Source organism: Lewinella sp. LCG006, assembly GCF_040784935.1.
Lineage (GTDB): Bacteria > Bacteroidota > Bacteroidia > Chitinophagales > Saprospiraceae > Lewinella.
The window spans coordinates 4,387,217-4,406,406 of sequence record NZ_CP160680.1 but is presented as its reverse complement, the minus strand read 5'-3'; the positions used below and the strand labels follow the sequence as shown (position 1 = coordinate 4,406,406).

The following is a 19,190-nucleotide window of genomic DNA, read 5'->3' as shown; positions in this document are numbered from 1 at the left end:
AGCAACAATGACGATCAACGAAATACAAGACGAAATCATCGAAGAGTTTTCCTTTTTTGATGATTGGATGGACAAATACGAATACCTCATCAGCCTGGGCAAAGACCTGCCCCTGATTGATGAAAAGTACAAAGACGAGCAACACCTGATCAAAGGCTGCCAAAGCCGGGTTTGGTTGCACGCAGAACAGGATGCGGGCCAAGTTGCCTTTACCGCCGATAGCGATGCCATCATCACCAAAGGCATCATTGGTTTGCTGGTACGCGTACTTTCGGCGCAAAGCCCACAGGAGGTAGCCCAGGCAGACCTCTACTTTGTTGATAAAATAGGCTTGCACGAACACCTCTCCCCTACCCGTTCCAACGGCCTGCGTAGTATGGTCAAGCAAATGAAACTTTACGGAATGGCCATGGCCGCTCAAAACGATCAAAGCAATGGATAAAGAGGCTATCAAAGAAAACATCATTGCCGCCATAAAAACCGTAATGGATCCGGAAATCCCCGCCGATATCTACGAGCTGGGCCTTATCTACACCATTGAGATCGACGATGCCGGTAAGGTACTCATCGAGATGACCCTCACCAGCCCCATGTGCCCGGTGGCCGACTCCATGCCTATGGAAGTACAGGAGAAGGTGATCGCCGTAGAGGGCGTAACGGATATCGACCTCCGGGTCGTGTTTGATCCCCCCTGGGACAAGAGTAAGATGAGTGACGAGGCACTGTTGTTGCTGGATATGTTTTAGACGGTAGGTTCTTCCCTTGTAGAATAAATTGGCCACTAAACAGTTTTTTTTAGCCACGAAAGCGCTAAATCACGGAAGTACACGAAGGTTATTAGCCGCGTAGGCGCGAAGTTTTTTTAGCGATTATTCGTGTATCTTACGTGAAATTAATCCACCTGCTTATGCTCGGATTACGTACCACCATCTATCAAGTACCCGATTTAGCAGCAGCTAAAGCCTGGTACAGCAAAGCTTTTTCTACTGCTCCTTATTTCGATGAGCCCTTCTATGTTGGCTTCAATATTGGTGGTTTCGAGCTGGGCTTATTGCCCGCAGAAAAGGCCACTACTGGCCAGCCCGACAATGTACTCTCCTATTGGGGTGTAGAGGATATTGAAGCTGTTTATCAACATTTACTGAACCTGGGAGCTACCACCCACGAATCACCTCACAGTGTCGGCGGTCCCCTGCTTGTAGCTACCGTTCGCGACCCGTGGGACAATGTTATTGGCCTCATTTACAATCCGGCATTCCCGAATACCATTACCGAAAAAATGAGTCACCCCTGATTTGTGTATAGATTTTACACAAATCACCCCTTATTTGTGTATGTATTTTGCACAAATCACCCCTTATTTGTGTATAATTGGTCTCAATGATCGATAAAACCTCTCCTTCCACCAACTACCGCCACCAGCTCCTGATCGCGATCCTGATGGGTGCGTGGCTGTACCTCTTTCTGGCCATTATTGGTCCTTTTGATGTGGCGGAGCTTAGCTTAAAAGTCAGGATACAACTCATGGTTGGGTACGGATTTGTTACGGTCTTCTCTTACCTGCTTTGTATTCCTGTTCAAAACTGGCTTTATCGTCGATTAGGGTACTGGAATGGGTTGCTGGAGATGGTCATCCTCCTGCTCTTCTCTATTATTTGTCTTCCCTCCTCATATCGCTATTACATTACGGATTGGGTTCGGGGAGATTATGGCTTTCCTCGTTTTGTCTTAGAGATTTATATCCCCACGCTCGTTATTTTACTTCCCTTGTTGGTACTTGCCCGACGGTTTGCCGCACGTAAAGCAACAGCATTTACCGTGCCAGCATCTCCTACAGTAGTCAGCGCTTCTGATTGGATACAATTGAGTGGCTCCAATAAGTTGGACATTTTGCGGCTTCGACCGGGTCATCTCATCGCCATCTCTGCTGCCAACAACTACGTTACTGTTTATTATCTAGAAAATGACGCTTTGCGCAAAAAGCTCCTTCGTAGCACCCTCACTAAAATGCTGGAGGCAGTACCTTTCCTTTTGCGCGTGCACCGCTCTCACCTGATCAATCCCCATCATTTTTTGGAGTGGAAGAGCCCCTCAACGGTGGTTTTAACCCAAATGGAGGTGCCCATAACACCCGCTTACAAAGATGACTTGATGCGAAGGTTGCAATTTCGTCCCTAAGGAGCGTAGGTTCACCACAAATGGTCCCTAATGAATTGATCACCTGTATACTTCCAACTATTTTTGTTCGAAACAGAAACTCCCAAATCAACCTTAGCCGATGAAATACCCCATCACTACCCTCCTCTTCTTTCTTGCTAGCTATAGCCTTTCGGCCCAAGCGCCTCCCACGGCCGATGAACTCCTCGCTAACACTATTGCAAACCAGCAATTTGCGGGCCTCAATGCAGGCATCGCTGTTGCAGATGAGATCACCTGGCTAGGAGCAGATGGCTATTGTAGTGAAGACCAACAAACACCCTGTGATGTAGATACCCGACAGCGTATCGCCTCCATTTCCAAGACATTCACAGCGGTGGCAGCTTTACAATTGTACGAAAAGGGTCTCCTTGATCTCGATCTCCCAATTATCCATTATCTTCCTGATTATCCCGCTTTTGCTGCACAAAAAATCACCGCCAGGCAGCTGCTCCACCATACTTCCGGCATCGGCGGTTACCTATCCAGCAAAGAGACTGAAACTACGCAGGAATACCCCACCCTCGCCAAAGCCATTACTGTTTTTCAGGACCGAGCATTGCTTTTCGAGCCCGGCACCCAATACTATTACACCACTTACGGCTACGTACTACTTGGGCGAGTGATAGAAGTCGCCAGTGGCCAATCTTTCAATCATTACATCCAGGAAAATATTTTCGATAAAGCAGGAATGGAACACAGCGGTGTGGAAGTCTTTGATCAATTGTACCCCAACAAATCAGCCTTCTTTTATCGTACCCAAAAGGGAAAAATTAAAGTTTCCAAGGCCAACAACCTCAGCAATCGCGTTCCCGGTGGCGGCATCTATTCCAACACCACCGATATGCTAAAATTTGGTCAGGCCCTCCTTAACGGCACCTTGCTATCCACGAGTTCCCTCACATTGATGCAAACCTACCCGGATGTTGATCGTGGTAAAAACAACCCCTACGGCATGGGGCTCTTCCTTTATGGCGACAATCCAACTGTAGGTCCCGTCATCGGCCACAGCGGTGAACAAACAGGTGCTGCCGGGCAATTGATGCTACTCCCGGAAAAGAATGCGGTTATCATTGTCCTCTCCAACACCGCCCACGCCTGGCGAGATGCGTTTCAACTGTCGGTGAGTTTGTTTTCTTTTGCGGAGAGGTAGGGTTGTAAGGGTTTAAAGGTGTAAGGGTGTAAGGGTGTAAGGGTGTAAAAGTTAGTTAGCTACAACCTTTACACCCTTACACCTACCCAACTTTTACACTCTAAATCTCCTCCCAAGCCGCGTTCAACACGCGTTCAATGCCGCCGCCTTTGTATTCCGGAGCACCGGGGATGGTGGTCGTTTTTTCCAGCAATTGTTCCAGCGTTGTTCCTTGGCGCTTGGCTTTTTTGACGTAGCGCAGTGACATTTTCAGGAAGTGCGACATGGCTTTCAGGTCGGCTGCAGTACCCGTCACGGGGTAGCCCTCTCCACTGTGGCCAAAGACGTAGAAAGTATCTTTATCAAAAGTCCGACGTGCCTGTCGGAGTACTTCAATCCAATTGCCGATGTCCGCACCGGCTGACTTATCAATGTAGGGGAAGCGTCGGTTAAACATCAAGTCACCCGTATGTACCACGTTGGCTTCTTCAAAATGCACCATCGAGTCCCCATTCGTATGGCCGGGACCGAAATAGTGGAGGCTCACCGTTTCGTCGCCTATGCGCTGCGACCATTTATCGGTGTAGGTAGTGCCGGGTAGTAAGGTCTCCGCCAATTTATCGTTCTCTTTCGCCACCCTTTCCTGATTGGCCAGTGAATTGGCGTGTGCTACGTGGGTGTTCACCATTCCTTTAAAGGCAATATTTCCCGAGGTATGGTCACCGTGATGATGCGTATTCACCAATAAATCCAAGGGCTTAGCATTGGTATTTTTCATCAATGCCAACAAATTGCCCGCTTGCTCCGGAAACTGGGTATCAACCACTACGCTGTGTTCAGGGGTCAATAAGGTTACGATGGTACCACCTCGCTCCGTATAAAAACTGATGTTGCGCCGAATAGCCGTCAACTCACCCGCTGGCAATAAGAAGTTACGAAGCCATGCTTGTTGTGGAACTAAAGTTGCTCCAGCCAGCAAGGCCGAAGATTGAAGGAAGGATCTGCGTTTCATACTAGAAGAAGTTTAATAATAGAAATAAGCTTTTCTGTATAAGGTTCACTACTTGACAGAACTATCCTCCTTCCTACTCCCCTTCCCAAGGCTCCACGTGCACCAACACATCCGCCATTTCTGGCATAGCTGCTCGAATGTGGTCTTTAAGCTGGTGTGCAATATCGTGGCCGGTTCTTACGCTGATGTCACCATCTACAACGAGGTGAATGTCGGCATGGTAAGTCATTCCTGATTTGCGGATAAAACACTTTTCAATTTCGATGGCTCCTTCTACATTCGCGGCAATGTCGTGAATTTGCTGAATCATATCATCATAGAATTGTTCATCCATAATCTCACCCAGCGCCGGGCGCAAGATCAGATAAGCATTGAAGACGATAAAGCCCGCCGCTACAATAGCGGCCCAATCATCGGCACATTCGTAGCCAGGCCCCATCCAAAGGGCCCAGGTGATCCCCAAAAAAGCAATTAATGAAGTGATGGCGTCGCTGCGGTGGTGCCAGGCATCGGCCTGCAGGGAGGTACTCTGTACTTCTTGCCCCTTGCGGTGAACATAGCGATAAGAAATTTCTTTGACCAAAATGATCGCTCCCAGAACAATCAAGGTAAAGGGCTTGGGAATATCATGAGGCTCCCGGATATTGTGAATTGCTTGAGTGACAATGATCGTGGCCGAGACAATCAGAAAACCTACAACGATAAACGTCACTACGGGTTCTATCTTTCCGTGCCCATAGGGATGATTTTCATCGGGTGGCTTGGTAGAATACTTCAGGCCGAGCAATACCAGCGAAGAAGAAAATACGTCGGTCGTAGATTCAATAGCATCAGCTATCAGCGCGAAGGAATTACCCAACACTCCAGCTACTCCTTTGGCGATCGCCAGGAGCAGATTGGAAACCAAACTAATAATGGCGGTGCGGATGGCTTTGGTATGAGAATCGACGGGTTGTTGTTTTTAGAGATTTATTGTCCTTCAATACAGGATATAAAGATAGCTCAATCAAAACTTATTAATCACTATCACACCTTTGTTTTTGAAATTATTCATCTCGGGTAAAGCCACAATGACCTCTTCTAAAGTAATTGTTTTTTCGATAAGTTTTTCAGGTTGCAAACGGCCTTGTTTAATCATCGTCAGCATCTCCGCATAACGGAAGGCTTGCATACCGTGGCTACCAATAATTTCCAATTCATCAGCCAACACCCTATCCATAGGTATTTTGGGGTGTTGATGGTCGCCCGTCATTAAACCTACCTGAATATGTTTACCACGCTTGCGCAGGCAGGCGATCGAATTAAAGCAGGTTATAGCACTACCCAGTGCATCCAAGGAAACATGGGCACCGCCACCTGTTGTCATTTTGATCTCCTCAACGACGCGGTCATTTTGTAAGGCATTGATGGTCGTAGTGGCACCAAGTTCTTGCGCCAATAACAAAGTAGCGGGGTCAATATCTATCGCCGTCACCTGGGCTCCCAATGCGGTTGCTATCATGATGGCCGATAAACCCACTCCACCACAACCATGGATAGCGACATGCTGTCCACCAGACACCTTCCCCTGGTCAACAATTGCCCGAAAGGCGGTAATGAATCGGCAACCCAATGTCGCCGCAGTCGTATCAGCAATTTCCTCTGGTAATTTCACAACATTAATAGTCGCATAATCGAGGGCTACATACTCCGCAAAAGATCCCCAATGTGTGAAGCCAGGCTGGAATTGGTGATCGCAAACCTGGTGGTTACCAGCAATACACTGTCCGCAATGGCCACAGCCCGACACAAATGGAACCGTCACACGGTCGCCTATTTTCAATCCACTAACTTTTTTACCAAGAGCCACTACCGTCCCCGCCAATTCATGCCCAGGCACGTGTGGAAGCTTGATGTCAGGGTCGTGCCCCATCCACCCGTGCCAGTCGCTCCTACAAAGGCCTGTTGCCAATATCTTCACCACGACTCCCCCGTCGGAAGGATCAGGATCAGCAACTTGCTGAATGCTTAGCTCCCCCTGAAATTGCTCGTAAATCAATGCTCGCATGTAGGTATGATTTTGCTTCACACAAGATACTCTAATAAGTTTTTCAAAACCAACCAAGTATTTTTAAGGTCGGAAGTGGGAAGTGGGAAGTCGGAATTTTCAAACCGCACTCCGCACCTGAAAAGGTGTAAGGGTTGAAAAAGTGGAAGGGTGTAAGGGTTACCAACAACCATCAACCATCAACTGCTCAAGGTCGGAAGTCGGAAGTGGGAAGTCGGAATTTTAAACCGCACTCCGCACCCAGAAAGGTGTAAGGGTTGGAAAAGTGGAAGGGTGTAAGGGTTACCATCAACCATCAACCATCAACTGCTCAAGGTCGGAAGTCAGAAGTGGGAAGTCGGAATTTTTAAACCGCACTCCGCAACTGAAAAGGTGTAAGGGTTGGAAAAGTGGAAGGGTGTAAAAGTACCTTCTAACCAGCAAACCAAGCTCCCATAATGTCATCCACCTTACCAGTTCCGGCTCTTTCACTGCAACTCGTGCCCCATTCACCAAAGCTACCCAGGTGTGTGGTTGTTTGGGCGCACAAATCCGGCTACCTTGGAGCCCAGATGAATAATGCGGATTTTTGGGACACCTTATTTAAGGGGTCTCGCATAGCATAACAAGACGAAAGTATCCAACAGTAAGTATCCAATAGCTGCAACCCATTGACCGTATGATTCGTCATTGTTTGGGAATAGCCGCGGAAAATTTGGAGGGATAAATAGCCTTCCTGATTCCAAGACTATTCACGTTTATATTAGTCAACACTAGGAGCATTTTTGACTAATTTTGAGTAGCACGTCCATCGGCGGTAGTGTTACATCACCCGACAAACTGTTTAAATGATAACCGTAGCGATTGTTACGGCCAGTCGCTCTTTGCGTACGGCCTGGCAAGCAGTTGTGGACAAAATGCCCGACGCACAATGCGTAGGTGCTTTTGCTACAGCCAATGCCATACCGCAAGAAGTTGATGGTCCACCTATTGAAGTAATACTCTTGGGCTTGATGCCTAAGGACGATAGCCTCCATTTGTTTGACAAAACGCAGGCTGCTCAGGCTGATGCTAAAATATTGGTTTTAGCAACTAATCTTACTGATGAGCATTTCTTTGCCGTGCTTCGTTCTGGAGCAGCGGGCTTTATTTCCTCCGATAGTTTTCCGGCAGTCGTACAAACGGCCATTCGACAGCTTGCACAGGGTGAAACACCCCTGAGTAAGGATGCTACCAAACGCATTATGGATTCTTTTCGAGCGCAGCGTCGGAGCGACAATCTTTCGGAAAGGGAACAGGAAGTTTACCATTTGCTCTGCCAGGGAAAGAATTACCGTGAGATCGCTGAAAGCTTATTTGTAAGCCAGAATACGGTACGTTTTCACCTAAAAAACATTTACAAGAAATTAGACGTAAAGTCCCGCCACGAAGCGGTGGCTCGCGCCTATGAACTCGGTCATCAAGGCGGATAATCCTCTTGTATTGCCGAGCTATAATTTCATACTATTGAGCGTTTTTTTCATACTAGTAGTTGGCTGCCGGATCCTTGTGATCCGGCAACTTTTCTGAATCATCAGAATTGGCCGGAAAACGCTGACGCTCCACACTTATAATTTTTTTCTACCCTTTGGCATGATCAAGCACATGGTCATCTAGCCTTCTGTTGCGATAAGCACCAGGAGCAAGGGTAAACATTTGTTTTTACGGTCAGATAATATACCTCTGGGTCCGCTGTGATCTTTTGGGAGGGATTCTTATGAGATGTTTTAATAAAACTCACTTTTTATGAAACGAATTCTATTGCTTTTTGGCCTGTTTTGCAGTTCCTTTTTGGTACTCCAGGCCCAACGTACTGTCACAGGAACCGTGACAGAATCTGATGGCACTCCTATGATTGGTGCCAGTGTTTTAGTAAAAGGTACCAGCACCGGAACCGTAACGGATCTGAATGGTGCCTACGAAATTCGGGTGCCAGCAGGTGCCGAAGCCCTTATCTACAGCTACACGGGGTTCGATCCCAAAGAAGTACCCCTTGGAACAAGTACGGTAATGGATATTGTCTTATCAGAAGGCATTACGCTGGAAACAGCAGTGGTCACCGCGCTCGGGATTGAACGAGAGCGAAAAGCGCTTACTTATGCGGTTGAAGAAGTTGGGGGCGATGCCCTGGCCCAGAACCGAGAAACCAACATTATCAACGCCATCGGCGGCAGGGTATCGGGTGTTCAAACTACTTCTTCAGGAGGGCAGGCCGGATCATCGGCACGAATCATCATCCGCGGCAACTCTTCTTTCCTGGGAGACAACCAACCCCTTTTTGTGATTGATGGTGTACCCGTCGACAATTCCCAAATTTTTGGTGGTGGCCAAAACGATGCTAATGGTGGCGGCAACGGTGATTCTCCCTTGTTTTTTGGTGGAACGACCAACCGTGCCGTAGACATTGACCCTAACAATGTAGAGACCATGACTATCCTGAAAGGGGCAGCAGCTACCGCCTTGTACGGTTCGCGCGCGGCCAATGGCGTCGTGCTTATTACCACCAAAAGTGGTAGCCAGGGAAGTAAGCCCAAAATTACTTTCAGCTCCAACTATGGCTTCAGCGAAGCAAGGTTGCCGGAGTTGCAAAACAAGTACGCACAAGGACTTAATGGTACTTACTTTAATGGTGCTGACCCTGCACAACAGATTGCTACCAGCTGGGGCCCTCTTGTAGATACTCTGCGCGTGGATGCAGATGGAAATTACGACCCCAATGGCAACCCCGTCACCGTCTACAACAATGCCGAAGATTTCTTCCGCCAAGGATCAAATTTCGACAATGCATTATCGATTTCTGGAGGAAACGCTACCAGCGATTATTATCTCTCTTATGCCAATCGTATTGAGGAAGGTATCGTTCGCAACAACGACATGGATCGCCATAGCTTGCTAGCCAAGTTCAATACCCAATTGAGTGACCGACTCCGAATTGGCGCGGGGATTACCTATACCAATACCGATGTTACCACGGTCACCGAAGGAAATGGCCGGCAATCCTACATGTGGACAGTGTACGCAGCGCCCATTACCTATAACCTTCAGGGCGACAACCCGCAAGATTACCTCAATGAGGATGGTACCCAGCGTCTTTTCCGTACGGCTAGAAACAACCCCTACTTTACCGTCGACAATAATCGACTCACCAGTAACGTCAATCGTTTCTTGCCTAATTTCAGCCTCAGCTACGAGTTGATGGACGGCTTGCGCCTCACCAACCGCTTCGGTGCTGATGTATACTTTGATCGACGACTGTACCGCGAAGTGATCGGAACGATTGGGACCTTCCCCACGGGGCGGATTTACGAAGACAATATCAATAGCCGCCAATTCAATAACGATATCACGCTCAACTACAACCGCCAGTTCAATGACATCAACCTGGATGTGTTGGTGGGCAATCAAATCAATGACCGAGCCACTGACCGAATTTTCACGCAAGGCGTCAACCTGGCCGTGCCCAACTTCTTTGACCTGTCGAATGCCGCCACTATCACCACCAGCCAGAGCAATAGCCAGCGGCGGCTAATTGGGGCTTACGCTTCGGCGACCATTGGTTACAAGAGCTTCCTTTATCTTACCTTGACGGGCCGTAACGACTGGTCGAGTACCCTACCCAAGGACAATCGCAGCTATTTCTACCCCAGTGTGTCAGGTAGTTTTGTGCTTACCGATGCCATCCCTGGTTTGCAAGGCAACAAAGTGCTATCCTTCCTCAAAGTACGTGCGGGCTATGCCCAGGTGGGCAATGATGCACCCGTTTACGCTACCCAGACCAACCTGTATGCACAATCAAGTATTGGTGATGGCCAGCGGGGAAGTATTCTCTTTCCTTTCAATGGTACCAATGGTTTTACCATCAGCAATATCATCGGCAATCCTGAACTGAAACCTGAGCAAACTGAGGAAATTGAATTTGGGGTGGAAGCTTATTTCTTCAACAGCAGAATCCATGTGGAAGGCACTTACTACGACCGTACGACCAACGACCAAATTTTCCAGGCACCAGTCGCCGGATCTTCGGGAGCAGTATCCCGACTGGTCAACGCAGGTTCTATGCAGAATGAAGGCGTAGAATTCCTTCTAGAAGTGACTCCCATAAAAACCAATTTCTTCCAATGGGACATTGGCGGCACTTTTACCAAAAACACCAATCGCGTCATTTCCCTTACGGATGGCGTGGATAATATTCGTCTGGGTGGATTCACCAATCCTGGAATTTACATTGTCCGCGATCAGGGCTACGGAGTGATCTGGGGTTCTCAATATGAGCGCAATGATGCCGGGCAGGTATTGATTGATAGTGACCCCAATTCGGGCACTTACGGACTGCCTTTACGTGCTGCTGCTAACCTAGGTGTGATTGGGAATACCCAGCCCGATTGGTTTGCGGGTCTTCGTACGACGTTCCATTTTGGCAACGAGAAAACAGGAAAATTCTCCCTCTTCGGCTTGCTGGACATCCGCCAGGGTGGAGACATTCTTAACCTGGACAATTTCTATCTCAATTTCTACGGCGTCACCAAGCAAACCGAAGATCGTACCGGGGAAAATTCCTTCGTTTTCCCCAACGGTGTATTGGCGGATGGTTCCCCCAATAATATTGAAGTGCCTTACGATGAAAATTACTGGCGCGTAAACTTCGGCCGGGCCATGGAAGACCTGGTAGAGGACGGCAGTTTCGTTCGTTTGCGCGAGGTGACCTTGTCTTACAGTTTACCTAAATCACTGCTAGGCAAGACATTGATTGATGACTTGAACATCGCATTTACGGGTAGAAACCTCTACCTCAATGCGCCCAATTTTACGGGTGCTGATCCAGAATCCAGCCTCTACGGTTCGGCCAACGGGCAAGGTTTTTACAATTTCATCACGCCGGGTACCGTGGGCTATAACGTAGCACTGAACGTAACCTTCTAAAACAAGAACAATGAAACAGCTAAAATTTCTCTTCCTCCTCGCGCTGGGTTTGTCCCTGGTAGCTTGTGACGATTACCTCGATATCAATACTAACCCCAACCAACCTGAAAATCCGGGTGATCTGGATTTACTGCTGGCAGACATGACCGCCACCACCGCCTACAACCTCGTGGGGGGAGGCAATTGGAGCCGCTACGGTGCCCAATGGATGCAGCACATTGCCAACAATACGACAGCACCCTCCAACGACACTTACCGGGTTAACACCTCGGATTGTAACAATGAATGGGCTTTTTCTTCCTACGCCAGTGTCTTAATTAACGCCAAGAAAATGATTGAATTGGGCGAAGAAGTTGGTCAGGAACATCACGTTGGCGTAGCCAAGATTTTGATGGCTCACAACTACGCTCTGTTGACCGATTGGTGGGGAGACATTCCGTTTACGGAAGCGCTGCTACGGGAAAACAATGGCAAACCGGCCTTTGATGATCAATCGACGGTCTACGAAGGTATCCAGCAAATACTGGACGAGGGAATCGCTGCCCTGGGTAAGGAAAGTCCCATTTCTATCGGTGGTGGCGATTTACTGCTTGGCGGTGATCCTGCGGCCTGGATTCGCTTTGCCTACGCGCTGAAGGCTCGGTATTATATGCGCTTGACGAATGCGCCTGGTGCTGACGATCAAAACTTGTCGAACTTGGCGCTGGCCGCGCTGGACAAAGCCATGACGAGCCCAGCGGAGGAAGCCCGCTTTGAGTACAATGATGATCCGGGGCAAGAAGCACCATGGAACCAGTGGGTCGCTAAATTTGCCAATACTATGCAGATGAGCAATTTCTTTGTAAGTAAACTTCAGGGGCTTAATGATCCTCGTTTACCCATCATGGCTGATGTAAATGGCACCGACGGCATCTACCTGGGGCATGCCAACGGCGGTGTTCCAACCCAGACGCTAGCTGAAATTTCCAACATCGGCGCCTATTACCTGGATGCCGATCTTGATATTCCGATGATGACCTACGTAGAACAGCTTTTCATCAAAGCCGAAGCCCAGTGGCGAACAAGCCAGACGGCCGAAGCTGCCACGACCTATGAATTGGCTATTCGTACCCACATGGAGCAATTATCAGGAAATGGAGAGTTTGAAACGGTGATCACCAGCAGCGAAATCGACGACTATCTGGCCGCCAACCCACTCACTGAGCTTGGGGATTTAATCGAACAGAAGTACATCGCAGGATTTCTCTTAAGTTCCTTTGAAGCTTACAACGACTTTCGTCGAACGGGCTTTCCCGATGATCTTCAACCAGCACAGAATGCCGACTACAATCAAATCCCTACCCGGATGATCTACACCGACACCGAAGTGAACAACAACGCTGCCAATGTACCAGCAGGCGTTACCCTCACCTCCAAAGTTTGGTGGGATGGTGATTAACGTGTAGATAAATCACACGAAAGAAGTATGTTTTGTGCCAAGTAATGGCATATGGTGAATAGGATGTCGCCTCGCTGAGCGGGGCGACCTTTTTTTTATCATCGTGTATCAAGATAAGGAGAGATAAACCTCTTCAACGAAGTACGGCCTAGTCCTTAAACCTTAAAAAGACGGTCTTTCCCTGTTCCAGTGCTTGGCCTACTTCCTTGCGGCCACCGTAGATATAACCATTGGTTTGGTGCTCGTAAATTTCGGTAGGATAGAAAGTCGCCAGTTTTTGTTCCCTGACAAAGGTTTGGCCCATCGCTTGGTACACATTGTAGGTATAGAGTTCAAGTGGGCTACCTTTGCTGATGCCTTGATCCTCACCAGCGTCGATTTTGATCTGGGCTGGTTTTTTCTTCTTACCTGCCAGTACCTCCGTCAAGTGAATGGGGCAGGGAAAAATCTCGGAAAGAGCTTTGTTCCAAACACCGGGAAAAGCGTCCAAAGCGTCTAGTAGAAGTTTGTTTTTTTGTTCCTGAATAATCGCAGCTTCCTCCTGCGGAGAACTGGGGAATGGATACGTTTTGACGAATTTCCAGTCGGGGTTTCTTCCGTAGTCAAAGACGAAATTCCGCGCCTGGAAATTCTTACGACCATGAGCACGCGCAACGCATTTCACTTCGCGGCTGTATTTAAGCTCACCAGTGACAATATTGGTGACCCGCAAATTGAAACTAAGCCCTCCGGCGAGCGAGTAGTTGGTGCGGGTAAGTCTCCCCAGAGAATCTACCCCGTCGCTCTGGCTCAAATCATCCACCAGTGGATCCATGCTAAGCTGAAAAATGTATTCAGGATCAATTTCCCCTTTGTTTTCCTTCTGGGAATGATTGATGACCTGGTAGTGCCAATGGCGTTCCAAGGAAAGAAAAGCAATTTGCTGAACCCTATCTACCACACCCCTCGGCACATCGCCAGGAAAGAGCATTGGTTCCACCAGTACCGGAATTTTATCCCTGCTGAAGGTGTCCAGCAACTGGTTGTCCTGGCCGGATACCCACCTTGACATCAGGAAACAGCAAAGGAAAATTAACGATGATCTAACCATTCTACTTAGTAATTTGACGGAAATAACTTATTCCATTTTTGATCCGTCACTTATTAGAGTTGTTCTGCTGGGACAAGTTTTGCTGCAAGCGAAAAATTTTATCCTGAGCTGCGTTAGATTTTTCGCCGAATTCGCTTCGCGGCTACTACGTGGTGCCCGCACCTGCCTGCCAGCAAGCTGGCCTTGCAGGCAGGTTCGGCTGCAAAATCTGCCTTGCCCAGAAGAAAATTTTAGCGCTTTCGCTAAAACAGCCCCCAGCAGAACAACTCTATTATTTGGAGCATCCTGAAAGCGTCCTCTGATTCCCTCCGTACGCTACAATACCTCAACAAACACCTCCTGCCCATTATCCAGTGCTTCGCGGATTTCCCGACCACCAGACATGATCACGCAGCGACTAAAATGCTCACTCTCCACCTCTTCCACAACAATACTGGCAATGCGAACGGCGCGTGTCCGAACTTCGCCCTGATTGTTTTCTATGACCATGGTCTTTACCGACAATTCCTGATGACGACGAAAGCCTTGCTTGGTACCTCCCGCAATGAGGATCGTTCGCGCTTTGCTCTTAGAACCACTGAGCACTTTCACCAGTGGTATTTCTGCTGGAAACAACTTGGTAAGCATCCGCTGAAGCCCTGTAAGCACCAATGCCTTACGATCTTCCGGTTTGCTTAAAAGCCCCGCATTGAAGGACAACTCCTCCTGAATAACAGGCCTTTGGTCGGCTGCTCGGAGAAACGTCAGGTTGATTTTTTGTCCACTGATGGAAATATAACCGGTAAGAAAATACTCAACACCTTGCACCGCCCACTGGTCTACCACATACCCTTCCAGAAAGTCTTCGTCGCGTTGTAGATCCCGCTCAGCAGCTACCGCTTCCTGTTCGGAATGGGCGATCAACTGCACCCGCTCATCTGCATAAAGTGCCGCCATCACCGCATCCTGGAGTGCTTTACAATCTGAAGCATCAGCCCCCGTTGGGCCTAGAAGATAATCTCTAAATGTAGGCTGTAGTCCCCCACAACGAAAATTGAGGACACCAATCCGTGATTGCGAGCTGGCCAACTGCTGGCATCCGAGCAGGAGTAGCACGACCAACATTAATCGCTGGCTGGAGAAGAAAGAGGACAAGGTGAATGTGTTTATTAAAAATTGTTTTATACCCGTTACTAAGTGGTCTGGGACATTCTCACTTGTCCTTTTTTGCTCTGACTGCGTTAAAAAGCCTCGCCGAAGCTTAGGCTTCGCCTACGTTTTTCGCCTTGGCAGAGCAAAAAATGACGTTGCGATAATATTCCCAAACCACTTAGTGCCGGGTATAGCTCGCTGCGCTCGTAGGGGTACTCATCCCGAATACTCGGGATTCATGGTAGTACTCTCCCCACAAATCGGGATCGCGAGGGTACTCATACCGAATACTCGGGATTCGTGGTGGTGCTCTCCCGACAAATCGGGATCGCGGTTATCACTACCGCGAGCTTTAGCGAGTACTCCTACGAGGAACGAGTACAAAGATAAGAAAAACCAAAAAGATTCCTCCCAACACATACCTACCATAAGATGTCCAGCTACCCCTTGAAAATCGCTGATCCTGACCAACGAGGACAAAGCTGGCCCAGTAATGAGGGTGGGCACTGAGCCGATCTTGTTGGGCGAGGTAACTGAGCTGGGCTTGCTGTAAAGCGGCACTACTGGATTGGCCTGCCGCTAGCGCATCATAAAAAAGGGGCATGAGTTCCGCCGTAGCGGCATCGGAAACCGGCCAAAGGCTACCGATGAGGGCCTGAGCTCCGCCTTGTAGAAAAGCCCTGCCAAGGCTGAGTACCCCTTCACCGGGGCGGTAAGGACCCGACTGTGTTTCACAAGCGCTTAGTACCACCAACTGCAATTGCAGCGGCAAGTCAGCTATTTGGGTGGCGGTGAGACTGCCGTCTTGCAAGATCAAGGCCGAGAGGCTGGGATCATCCTGGTTGCGACAAGCATGGGTGGCTAGGTGCCAAACCGTAAATTTATCGCGGCTACCCGTAAGTGCCTGTAGCCGAGCATCGTTGCCTAAAAAGAGCTGCCCGCTGACGCGGTTGATGATGGCCTCTACCTCCTCCATACTATGGTGGAGGGCGGGTAATGGGCTGACACAAGCGGCTCGATTAGCCAGCGCATTGCCATCAAATTCCGGAGCCAAAGCCGCTACATGGAGAGGCAAAGCCGAGTTGCTCTTACCTAACCAGGCAAGCGCAGAAGGAGCAGAGATCAACTCGTAATCTTCAACCAGGTAATCCAGCTGCCCAGGGCTATAGGATGGCTCACCTTCCGGCGCCTGACGGCTGAGTAAAGCACTGAACGGTAGATCCCAAAGTGCTCCATCGGGCAGCAAGAGCAGTTTTTGTGGTGCAGACTGCCGATGGTGGCGGAGTACAGGACGGAGCAAAACGTTTTCATACAACCAATATGCAGCTTTGGTATAGCGCTGGTAAGCCGCAGTAGGCTCCCGGAGAAAATCTTGTCCATTCATCTCCGATTGAAAATGCTGCAGGGCTGTTTGGGTTTCCTTATTCCAATAAAAATGATCAATCTGTACTTGCTCACCATCGAGGTGAAAGACGATGCCTTCGTCTCCCAACAAGAAATAGCTGATGAGCAAAGTTTTCTGTTCGCGCAGTTGCGCTTGCACTGCGGCCAGCGAAAGTTGTACGGATGGTGCTGGTGGCCAATCACTGAGTTGGGGCAGCTGCTGATCGACAAGTTCACGCAAGCGTTGGGGCTGCTCAAAAAAACTACCCGATTGGGTCGCCAATTGCCGGGCCAGCCGTAGTTGTTGGCCCAATGGCGGCCAATTAAGGTCACCACGATCGGCCGTGTAACCCTGGAGTTGGTCAGATAGCAAAGTAGACTTGGCTTGTTCGGCCAGCAAAAAGGCTTCTTCCCACCATCCAGCTGTAGGAGTTTGTTGGTGCAGCAGTAAACAGATAGCCATGGCGCGATGCGCCAGGGCAGGAACAGTAGCAGCCAAGGCTAGCCGATCGGCTTCGGTAGTACGTGCCCGTCGGAGGAAATGCAGCAATTCAAGGCAGTGACGCAGCCCAGTAAGGCGTTTTTCTAAAGTTACTGGATCGGCATGCTCGGGTAAAGGGCTACGATAATTGCGCAGCAACGCTTCGAGCGCCAAACCTGGGTCGGCCCAGTCGAGTGGATCGGCAAGACGGAGCGAGTCGGGAGCACCAAGGAGTTGAAATACTTCAGCACTCAAAGGTTGATCACCCTCCTGTAGGTAATTGTAATCCAATAAAACGGCGGCCAACATCCGATTAATGGTATCCGAAGGAGGAAAGCTTCGTAGCCGCTGAATAAGGGCTTGCATTTGGCGCAGCGGACGATACTGCCCCCTCGCTAATTGGCTGGCAAGCTGCGTGATTTCCTCTGGGTTATCACTAGCCATGGCTTGCTCGTACAAGCGGTCGGCCTGCTGCAGCACCTCATATTCTGGATAAATCTCCCCCAGGATTTCGTAGCCCAAGGCTTCATTGAAACCATCGGCTGCCATGATTTGCTCGTACAAGTCTTCTGCTTGCCGCGCTTGCGGACTGTTTTGGCCAAAGCCGGATTGTGTAGCCAACAGCAGCAGGCTAAGCAGGACAAACGAAAACGAGGAAATGGTACTTCGCATACGTAGGAAGGGGTGGTTTCGACAACAGTTGGAAGGAATCTTTCAGATGCCTTTCAACTTGATTGGATAACTTCATTGCTTGGAGTACACAAAGGTAATCAGAAGTTTAGGGAGTATCTTTTTTCGAGATCGGCTTTTTCCCATATCTATTCGGTTAACAATTCAATGATTTATACAGAGAATTGTATTTCTTAACGTTACAAGTACATCGATTGGAATAGTATCGCTTCTTTAGTAGAAAGAGAGGTGTTTCCTGCTTGTCCTGTTCTTACACAAAACCTTTAGTTAATGCGCATTTTACTTCTTCACGGTGACTCAAGAAGCGTAGCTCCTAAAAATCGGCTCACTCATTTGCTCTTACTATTAAGTTTTTCATTTTTTGTTTGCTTTAATACCGCTACTGCGCAGTTAACAGATTCTCTCATCTTGCACCAGTTAACTGTTTTTCACGAAAGTGAAAATATTCAAGATTTAAACCTCTTGAGAGATAGTATTGGCCTTGTTGTATGGATATTTTGGTTAATGTTAAAAACATAGTAAAATGAGAATTCACTTTGTCTTTATCTTTTATTTCTTGACGGCTAGTTTAACCGCTCAGGTGTCTTTTTCCTACAAAGTGGTAAGCTCTTACGATGATGGATATAGCTGTTCCGAGTATTTGATCCCAAACATTGAGGCTACTAATTTATTATTAGGAGAATGTTTTGTTCAGAACACCACCACAACGATTCCCTCGTCTAGTGCAGTGAGATTCACTGGTTTAAATTTAGAGAAAGGTGGAATCATTGATTCTGCATTCATTCAATTCTCAGCCGCAAGTGGTAATTTTATTACCTATCCAATCAGGATATACGGAGAATTAAACAATAATGCTCCTGCACTGGATTACACCCCTCTGAATATAGAAGAAAGAGCACGAACGGTAAACAGCGTTAATTGGTTAATCAATGGAGTTTGGTCTAGAGATTACAAGGGAGACCTCTTAAGAACTCCCGACCTATCTATAGTCGTTAGCGAAATAGTTAATCTAGACCATTGGAGAAAAGAAGATAATTCGATCATGTTTTTCTTGGAAAATGGGGTAGACACCTTACCTGACCAACAAATCCATTTACACGCATACGCAAGTGAAATTTTTCCACTTCAAGAAGAATATTTACCCGAACTTATTATTTACACTAAACCCACTTTCCCATCATTAGCTGATAATAGTTGGGCGACTATATTTCCTAACCCAGGAAGAGGAAGTGATAGTTATGTTTTTGTGGATATAGAAGTTGAAAACCAAATATCCCTAAGGGTATATGATGTTTCAGGAAGACTTTTGTTGAGTCAAAGCAATCATTTTTCTGCTGGCGAACATCGAATTTTACTGGATAATATCATGGATGAATATCCTTCTGGCTTATACTTTTTTAAAATAGAAGGATACAATATGCCAATACAAAACCTCCCTTGGGTTTGCATTAGGTAACTCCCGTATCAACAATGTTCCAAATATGATTAAACTGACAAGTACGGTTAATAAATTAGTCGACGAGATGTATAATGAAATGATAACCGATGCTATTAAGAGCATGAGGATTTATCAATATGTTGAAAATAAATAAGATAAGTAGCGTAATCTGTTCTTTTGTAAGCTAGTGACGACCAAAACCGTAGCCCAAGAA

At 48.0% G+C, this 19,190-nt stretch carries 16 protein-coding genes; 10 read left to right on the top strand and 6 right to left on the bottom strand.

The genetic code is table 11. From position 1 onward, the window contains the following. Positions 1-7 precede the first annotated feature (7 nt). The 5 genes from AB0L18_RS15865 to AB0L18_RS15845 all read left to right on the top strand — a co-directional run bounded on the left by AB0L18_RS15865 (position 8) and on the right by AB0L18_RS15845 (position 3,349). Positions 8-442, top strand: coding sequence for a SufE family protein (locus AB0L18_RS15865; protein WP_367388284.1), 435 nt, complete (start codon positions 8-10; stop codon positions 440-442). Then, complete coding sequence (locus AB0L18_RS15860; RefSeq protein WP_367388283.1) at positions 435-746, top strand: iron-sulfur cluster assembly protein; 312 nt, start codon at positions 435-437, stop codon at positions 744-746. Before AB0L18_RS15865 ends, AB0L18_RS15860 begins: the two co-directional genes overlap by 8 nt. A 161-nt stretch (positions 747-907) precedes the next feature. Then, positions 908-1,294 carry a VOC family protein gene (locus AB0L18_RS15855; protein ID WP_367388282.1) on the top strand — a complete coding sequence of 129 codons (387 nt, stop codon included), beginning with the start codon at positions 908-910 and terminating at the stop codon, positions 1,292-1,294. 86 nt (positions 1,295-1,380) lie between these two features. After that, positions 1,381-2,178 carry a LytTR family DNA-binding domain-containing protein gene (locus AB0L18_RS15850; RefSeq protein WP_367388281.1) on the top strand — a complete coding sequence of 266 codons (798 nt, stop codon included), beginning with the start codon at positions 1,381-1,383 and terminating at the stop codon, positions 2,176-2,178. A 100-nt stretch (positions 2,179-2,278) separates the two neighbouring features. Next, positions 2,279-3,349 (top strand): serine hydrolase domain-containing protein, encoded by a 1,071-nt coding sequence (locus AB0L18_RS15845; protein ID WP_367388280.1) that lies wholly within the window; start codon positions 2,279-2,281, stop codon positions 3,347-3,349. Positions 3,350-3,449: 100 nt separating this feature from the next. Here the strand turns inward: AB0L18_RS15845 and AB0L18_RS15840 are convergent, their stop codons facing one another. The 3 genes from AB0L18_RS15840 to AB0L18_RS15830 form a co-directional block, all read right to left on the bottom strand. After that, the gene (locus AB0L18_RS15840; protein WP_367388279.1) at positions 3,450-4,340 is read right to left on the bottom strand and encodes an MBL fold metallo-hydrolase; all 891 of its coding nucleotides are present in this window, start codon (positions 4,338-4,340) and stop codon (positions 3,450-3,452) included. A 73-nt stretch (positions 4,341-4,413) separates the two neighbouring features. Continuing rightward, the gene (locus tag AB0L18_RS15835; RefSeq protein WP_367393156.1) at positions 4,414-5,268 is read right to left on the bottom strand and encodes a cation diffusion facilitator family transporter; all 855 of its coding nucleotides are present in this window, start codon (positions 5,266-5,268) and stop codon (positions 4,414-4,416) included. 78 nt (positions 5,269-5,346) lie between these two features. Beyond that, positions 5,347-6,387, bottom strand: coding sequence for a zinc-dependent alcohol dehydrogenase family protein (locus tag AB0L18_RS15830; RefSeq protein ID WP_367388278.1), 1,041 nt, complete (start codon positions 6,385-6,387; stop codon positions 5,347-5,349). A gap of 827 nt (positions 6,388-7,214) precedes the next feature. Between AB0L18_RS15830 and AB0L18_RS15825 the strand changes: the two genes are divergently transcribed. The 3 genes from AB0L18_RS15825 to AB0L18_RS15815 all read left to right on the top strand — a co-directional run bounded on the left by AB0L18_RS15825 (position 7,215) and on the right by AB0L18_RS15815 (position 12,763). After that, on the top strand, positions 7,215-7,838 hold the full coding sequence (locus AB0L18_RS15825) for a LuxR C-terminal-related transcriptional regulator (protein WP_367388277.1): 624 nt from the start codon (positions 7,215-7,217) through the stop codon (positions 7,836-7,838). A 313-nt stretch (positions 7,839-8,151) separates the two neighbouring features. After that, complete coding sequence (locus tag AB0L18_RS15820) at positions 8,152-11,325, top strand: SusC/RagA family TonB-linked outer membrane protein (protein ID WP_367388276.1); 3,174 nt, start codon at positions 8,152-8,154, stop codon at positions 11,323-11,325. 10 nt (positions 11,326-11,335) lie between these two features. Further along, positions 11,336-12,763 (top strand): SusD/RagB family nutrient-binding outer membrane lipoprotein, encoded by a 1,428-nt coding sequence (locus AB0L18_RS15815; protein WP_367388275.1) that lies wholly within the window; start codon positions 11,336-11,338, stop codon positions 12,761-12,763. Positions 12,764-12,911: 148 nt separating this feature from the next. On the opposite strand, the gene AB0L18_RS15810 is transcribed toward AB0L18_RS15815, so the two are convergent. From AB0L18_RS15810 to AB0L18_RS15800, 3 genes are all read right to left on the bottom strand, one after another. Further along, positions 12,912-13,853, bottom strand: coding sequence for a hypothetical protein (locus AB0L18_RS15810; RefSeq protein ID WP_367388274.1), 942 nt, complete (start codon positions 13,851-13,853; stop codon positions 12,912-12,914). Positions 13,854-14,168: 315 nt separating this feature from the next. Next, on the bottom strand, positions 14,169-14,987 hold the full coding sequence (locus AB0L18_RS15805) for a hypothetical protein (protein WP_367388273.1): 819 nt from the start codon (positions 14,985-14,987) through the stop codon (positions 14,169-14,171). Positions 14,988-15,336: 349 nt separating this feature from the next. Next, complete coding sequence (locus AB0L18_RS15800; RefSeq protein ID WP_367388272.1) at positions 15,337-17,520, bottom strand: CHAT domain-containing protein; 2,184 nt, start codon at positions 17,518-17,520, stop codon at positions 15,337-15,339. A 288-nt stretch (positions 17,521-17,808) separates the two neighbouring features. On the opposite strand from AB0L18_RS15800, the gene AB0L18_RS15795 reads away from it, so the two are divergent. Both AB0L18_RS15795 and AB0L18_RS15790 read left to right on the top strand, forming a co-directional pair. Beyond that, positions 17,809-18,057 carry a hypothetical protein gene (locus AB0L18_RS15795; protein ID WP_367388271.1) on the top strand — a complete coding sequence of 83 codons (249 nt, stop codon included), beginning with the start codon at positions 17,809-17,811 and terminating at the stop codon, positions 18,055-18,057. A gap of 4 nt (positions 18,058-18,061) precedes the next feature. After that, positions 18,062-18,994 (top strand): T9SS type A sorting domain-containing protein, encoded by a 933-nt coding sequence (locus tag AB0L18_RS15790; RefSeq protein ID WP_367388270.1) that lies wholly within the window; start codon positions 18,062-18,064, stop codon positions 18,992-18,994. Positions 18,995-19,190 lie beyond the last annotated feature (196 nt).

Excerpts from the sequence above, each read along its gene's own strand:
- AB0L18_RS15845 (WP_367388280.1), top strand. The coding sequence starts at position 2,279 with ATGAAATACCCCATCACTACCCTCCTCTTCTTTCTTGCTAGCTATAGC.
- AB0L18_RS15840 (WP_367388279.1), bottom strand. The coding sequence starts at position 4,340 with ATGAAACGCAGATCCTTCCTTCAATCTTCGGCCTTGCTGGCTGGAGCA.
- AB0L18_RS15800 (WP_367388272.1), bottom strand. The coding sequence starts at position 17,520 with ATGCGAAGTACCATTTCCTCGTTTTCGTTTGTCCTGCTTAGCCTGCTG.
- AB0L18_RS15820 (WP_367388276.1), top strand. The coding sequence starts at position 8,152 with ATGAAACGAATTCTATTGCTTTTTGGCCTGTTTTGCAGTTCCTTTTTG.
- AB0L18_RS15850 (WP_367388281.1), top strand. The coding sequence starts at position 1,381 with ATGATCGATAAAACCTCTCCTTCCACCAACTACCGCCACCAGCTCCTG.
- AB0L18_RS15855 (WP_367388282.1), top strand. The coding sequence starts at position 908 with ATGCTCGGATTACGTACCACCATCTATCAAGTACCCGATTTAGCAGCA.
- AB0L18_RS15825 (WP_367388277.1), top strand. The coding sequence starts at position 7,215 with ATGATAACCGTAGCGATTGTTACGGCCAGTCGCTCTTTGCGTACGGCC.
- AB0L18_RS15830 (WP_367388278.1), bottom strand. The coding sequence starts at position 6,387 with ATGCGAGCATTGATTTACGAGCAATTTCAGGGGGAGCTAAGCATTCAG.
- AB0L18_RS15815 (WP_367388275.1), top strand. The coding sequence starts at position 11,336 with ATGAAACAGCTAAAATTTCTCTTCCTCCTCGCGCTGGGTTTGTCCCTG.
- AB0L18_RS15810 (WP_367388274.1), bottom strand. The coding sequence starts at position 13,853 with ATGGTTAGATCATCGTTAATTTTCCTTTGCTGTTTCCTGATGTCAAGG.
- AB0L18_RS15795 (WP_367388271.1), top strand. The coding sequence starts at position 17,809 with ATGCGCATTTTACTTCTTCACGGTGACTCAAGAAGCGTAGCTCCTAAA.
- AB0L18_RS15860 (WP_367388283.1), top strand. The coding sequence starts at position 435 with ATGGATAAAGAGGCTATCAAAGAAAACATCATTGCCGCCATAAAAACC.
- AB0L18_RS15790 (WP_367388270.1), top strand. The coding sequence starts at position 18,062 with ATGAGAATTCACTTTGTCTTTATCTTTTATTTCTTGACGGCTAGTTTA.
- AB0L18_RS15865 (WP_367388284.1), top strand. The coding sequence starts at position 8 with ATGACGATCAACGAAATACAAGACGAAATCATCGAAGAGTTTTCCTTT.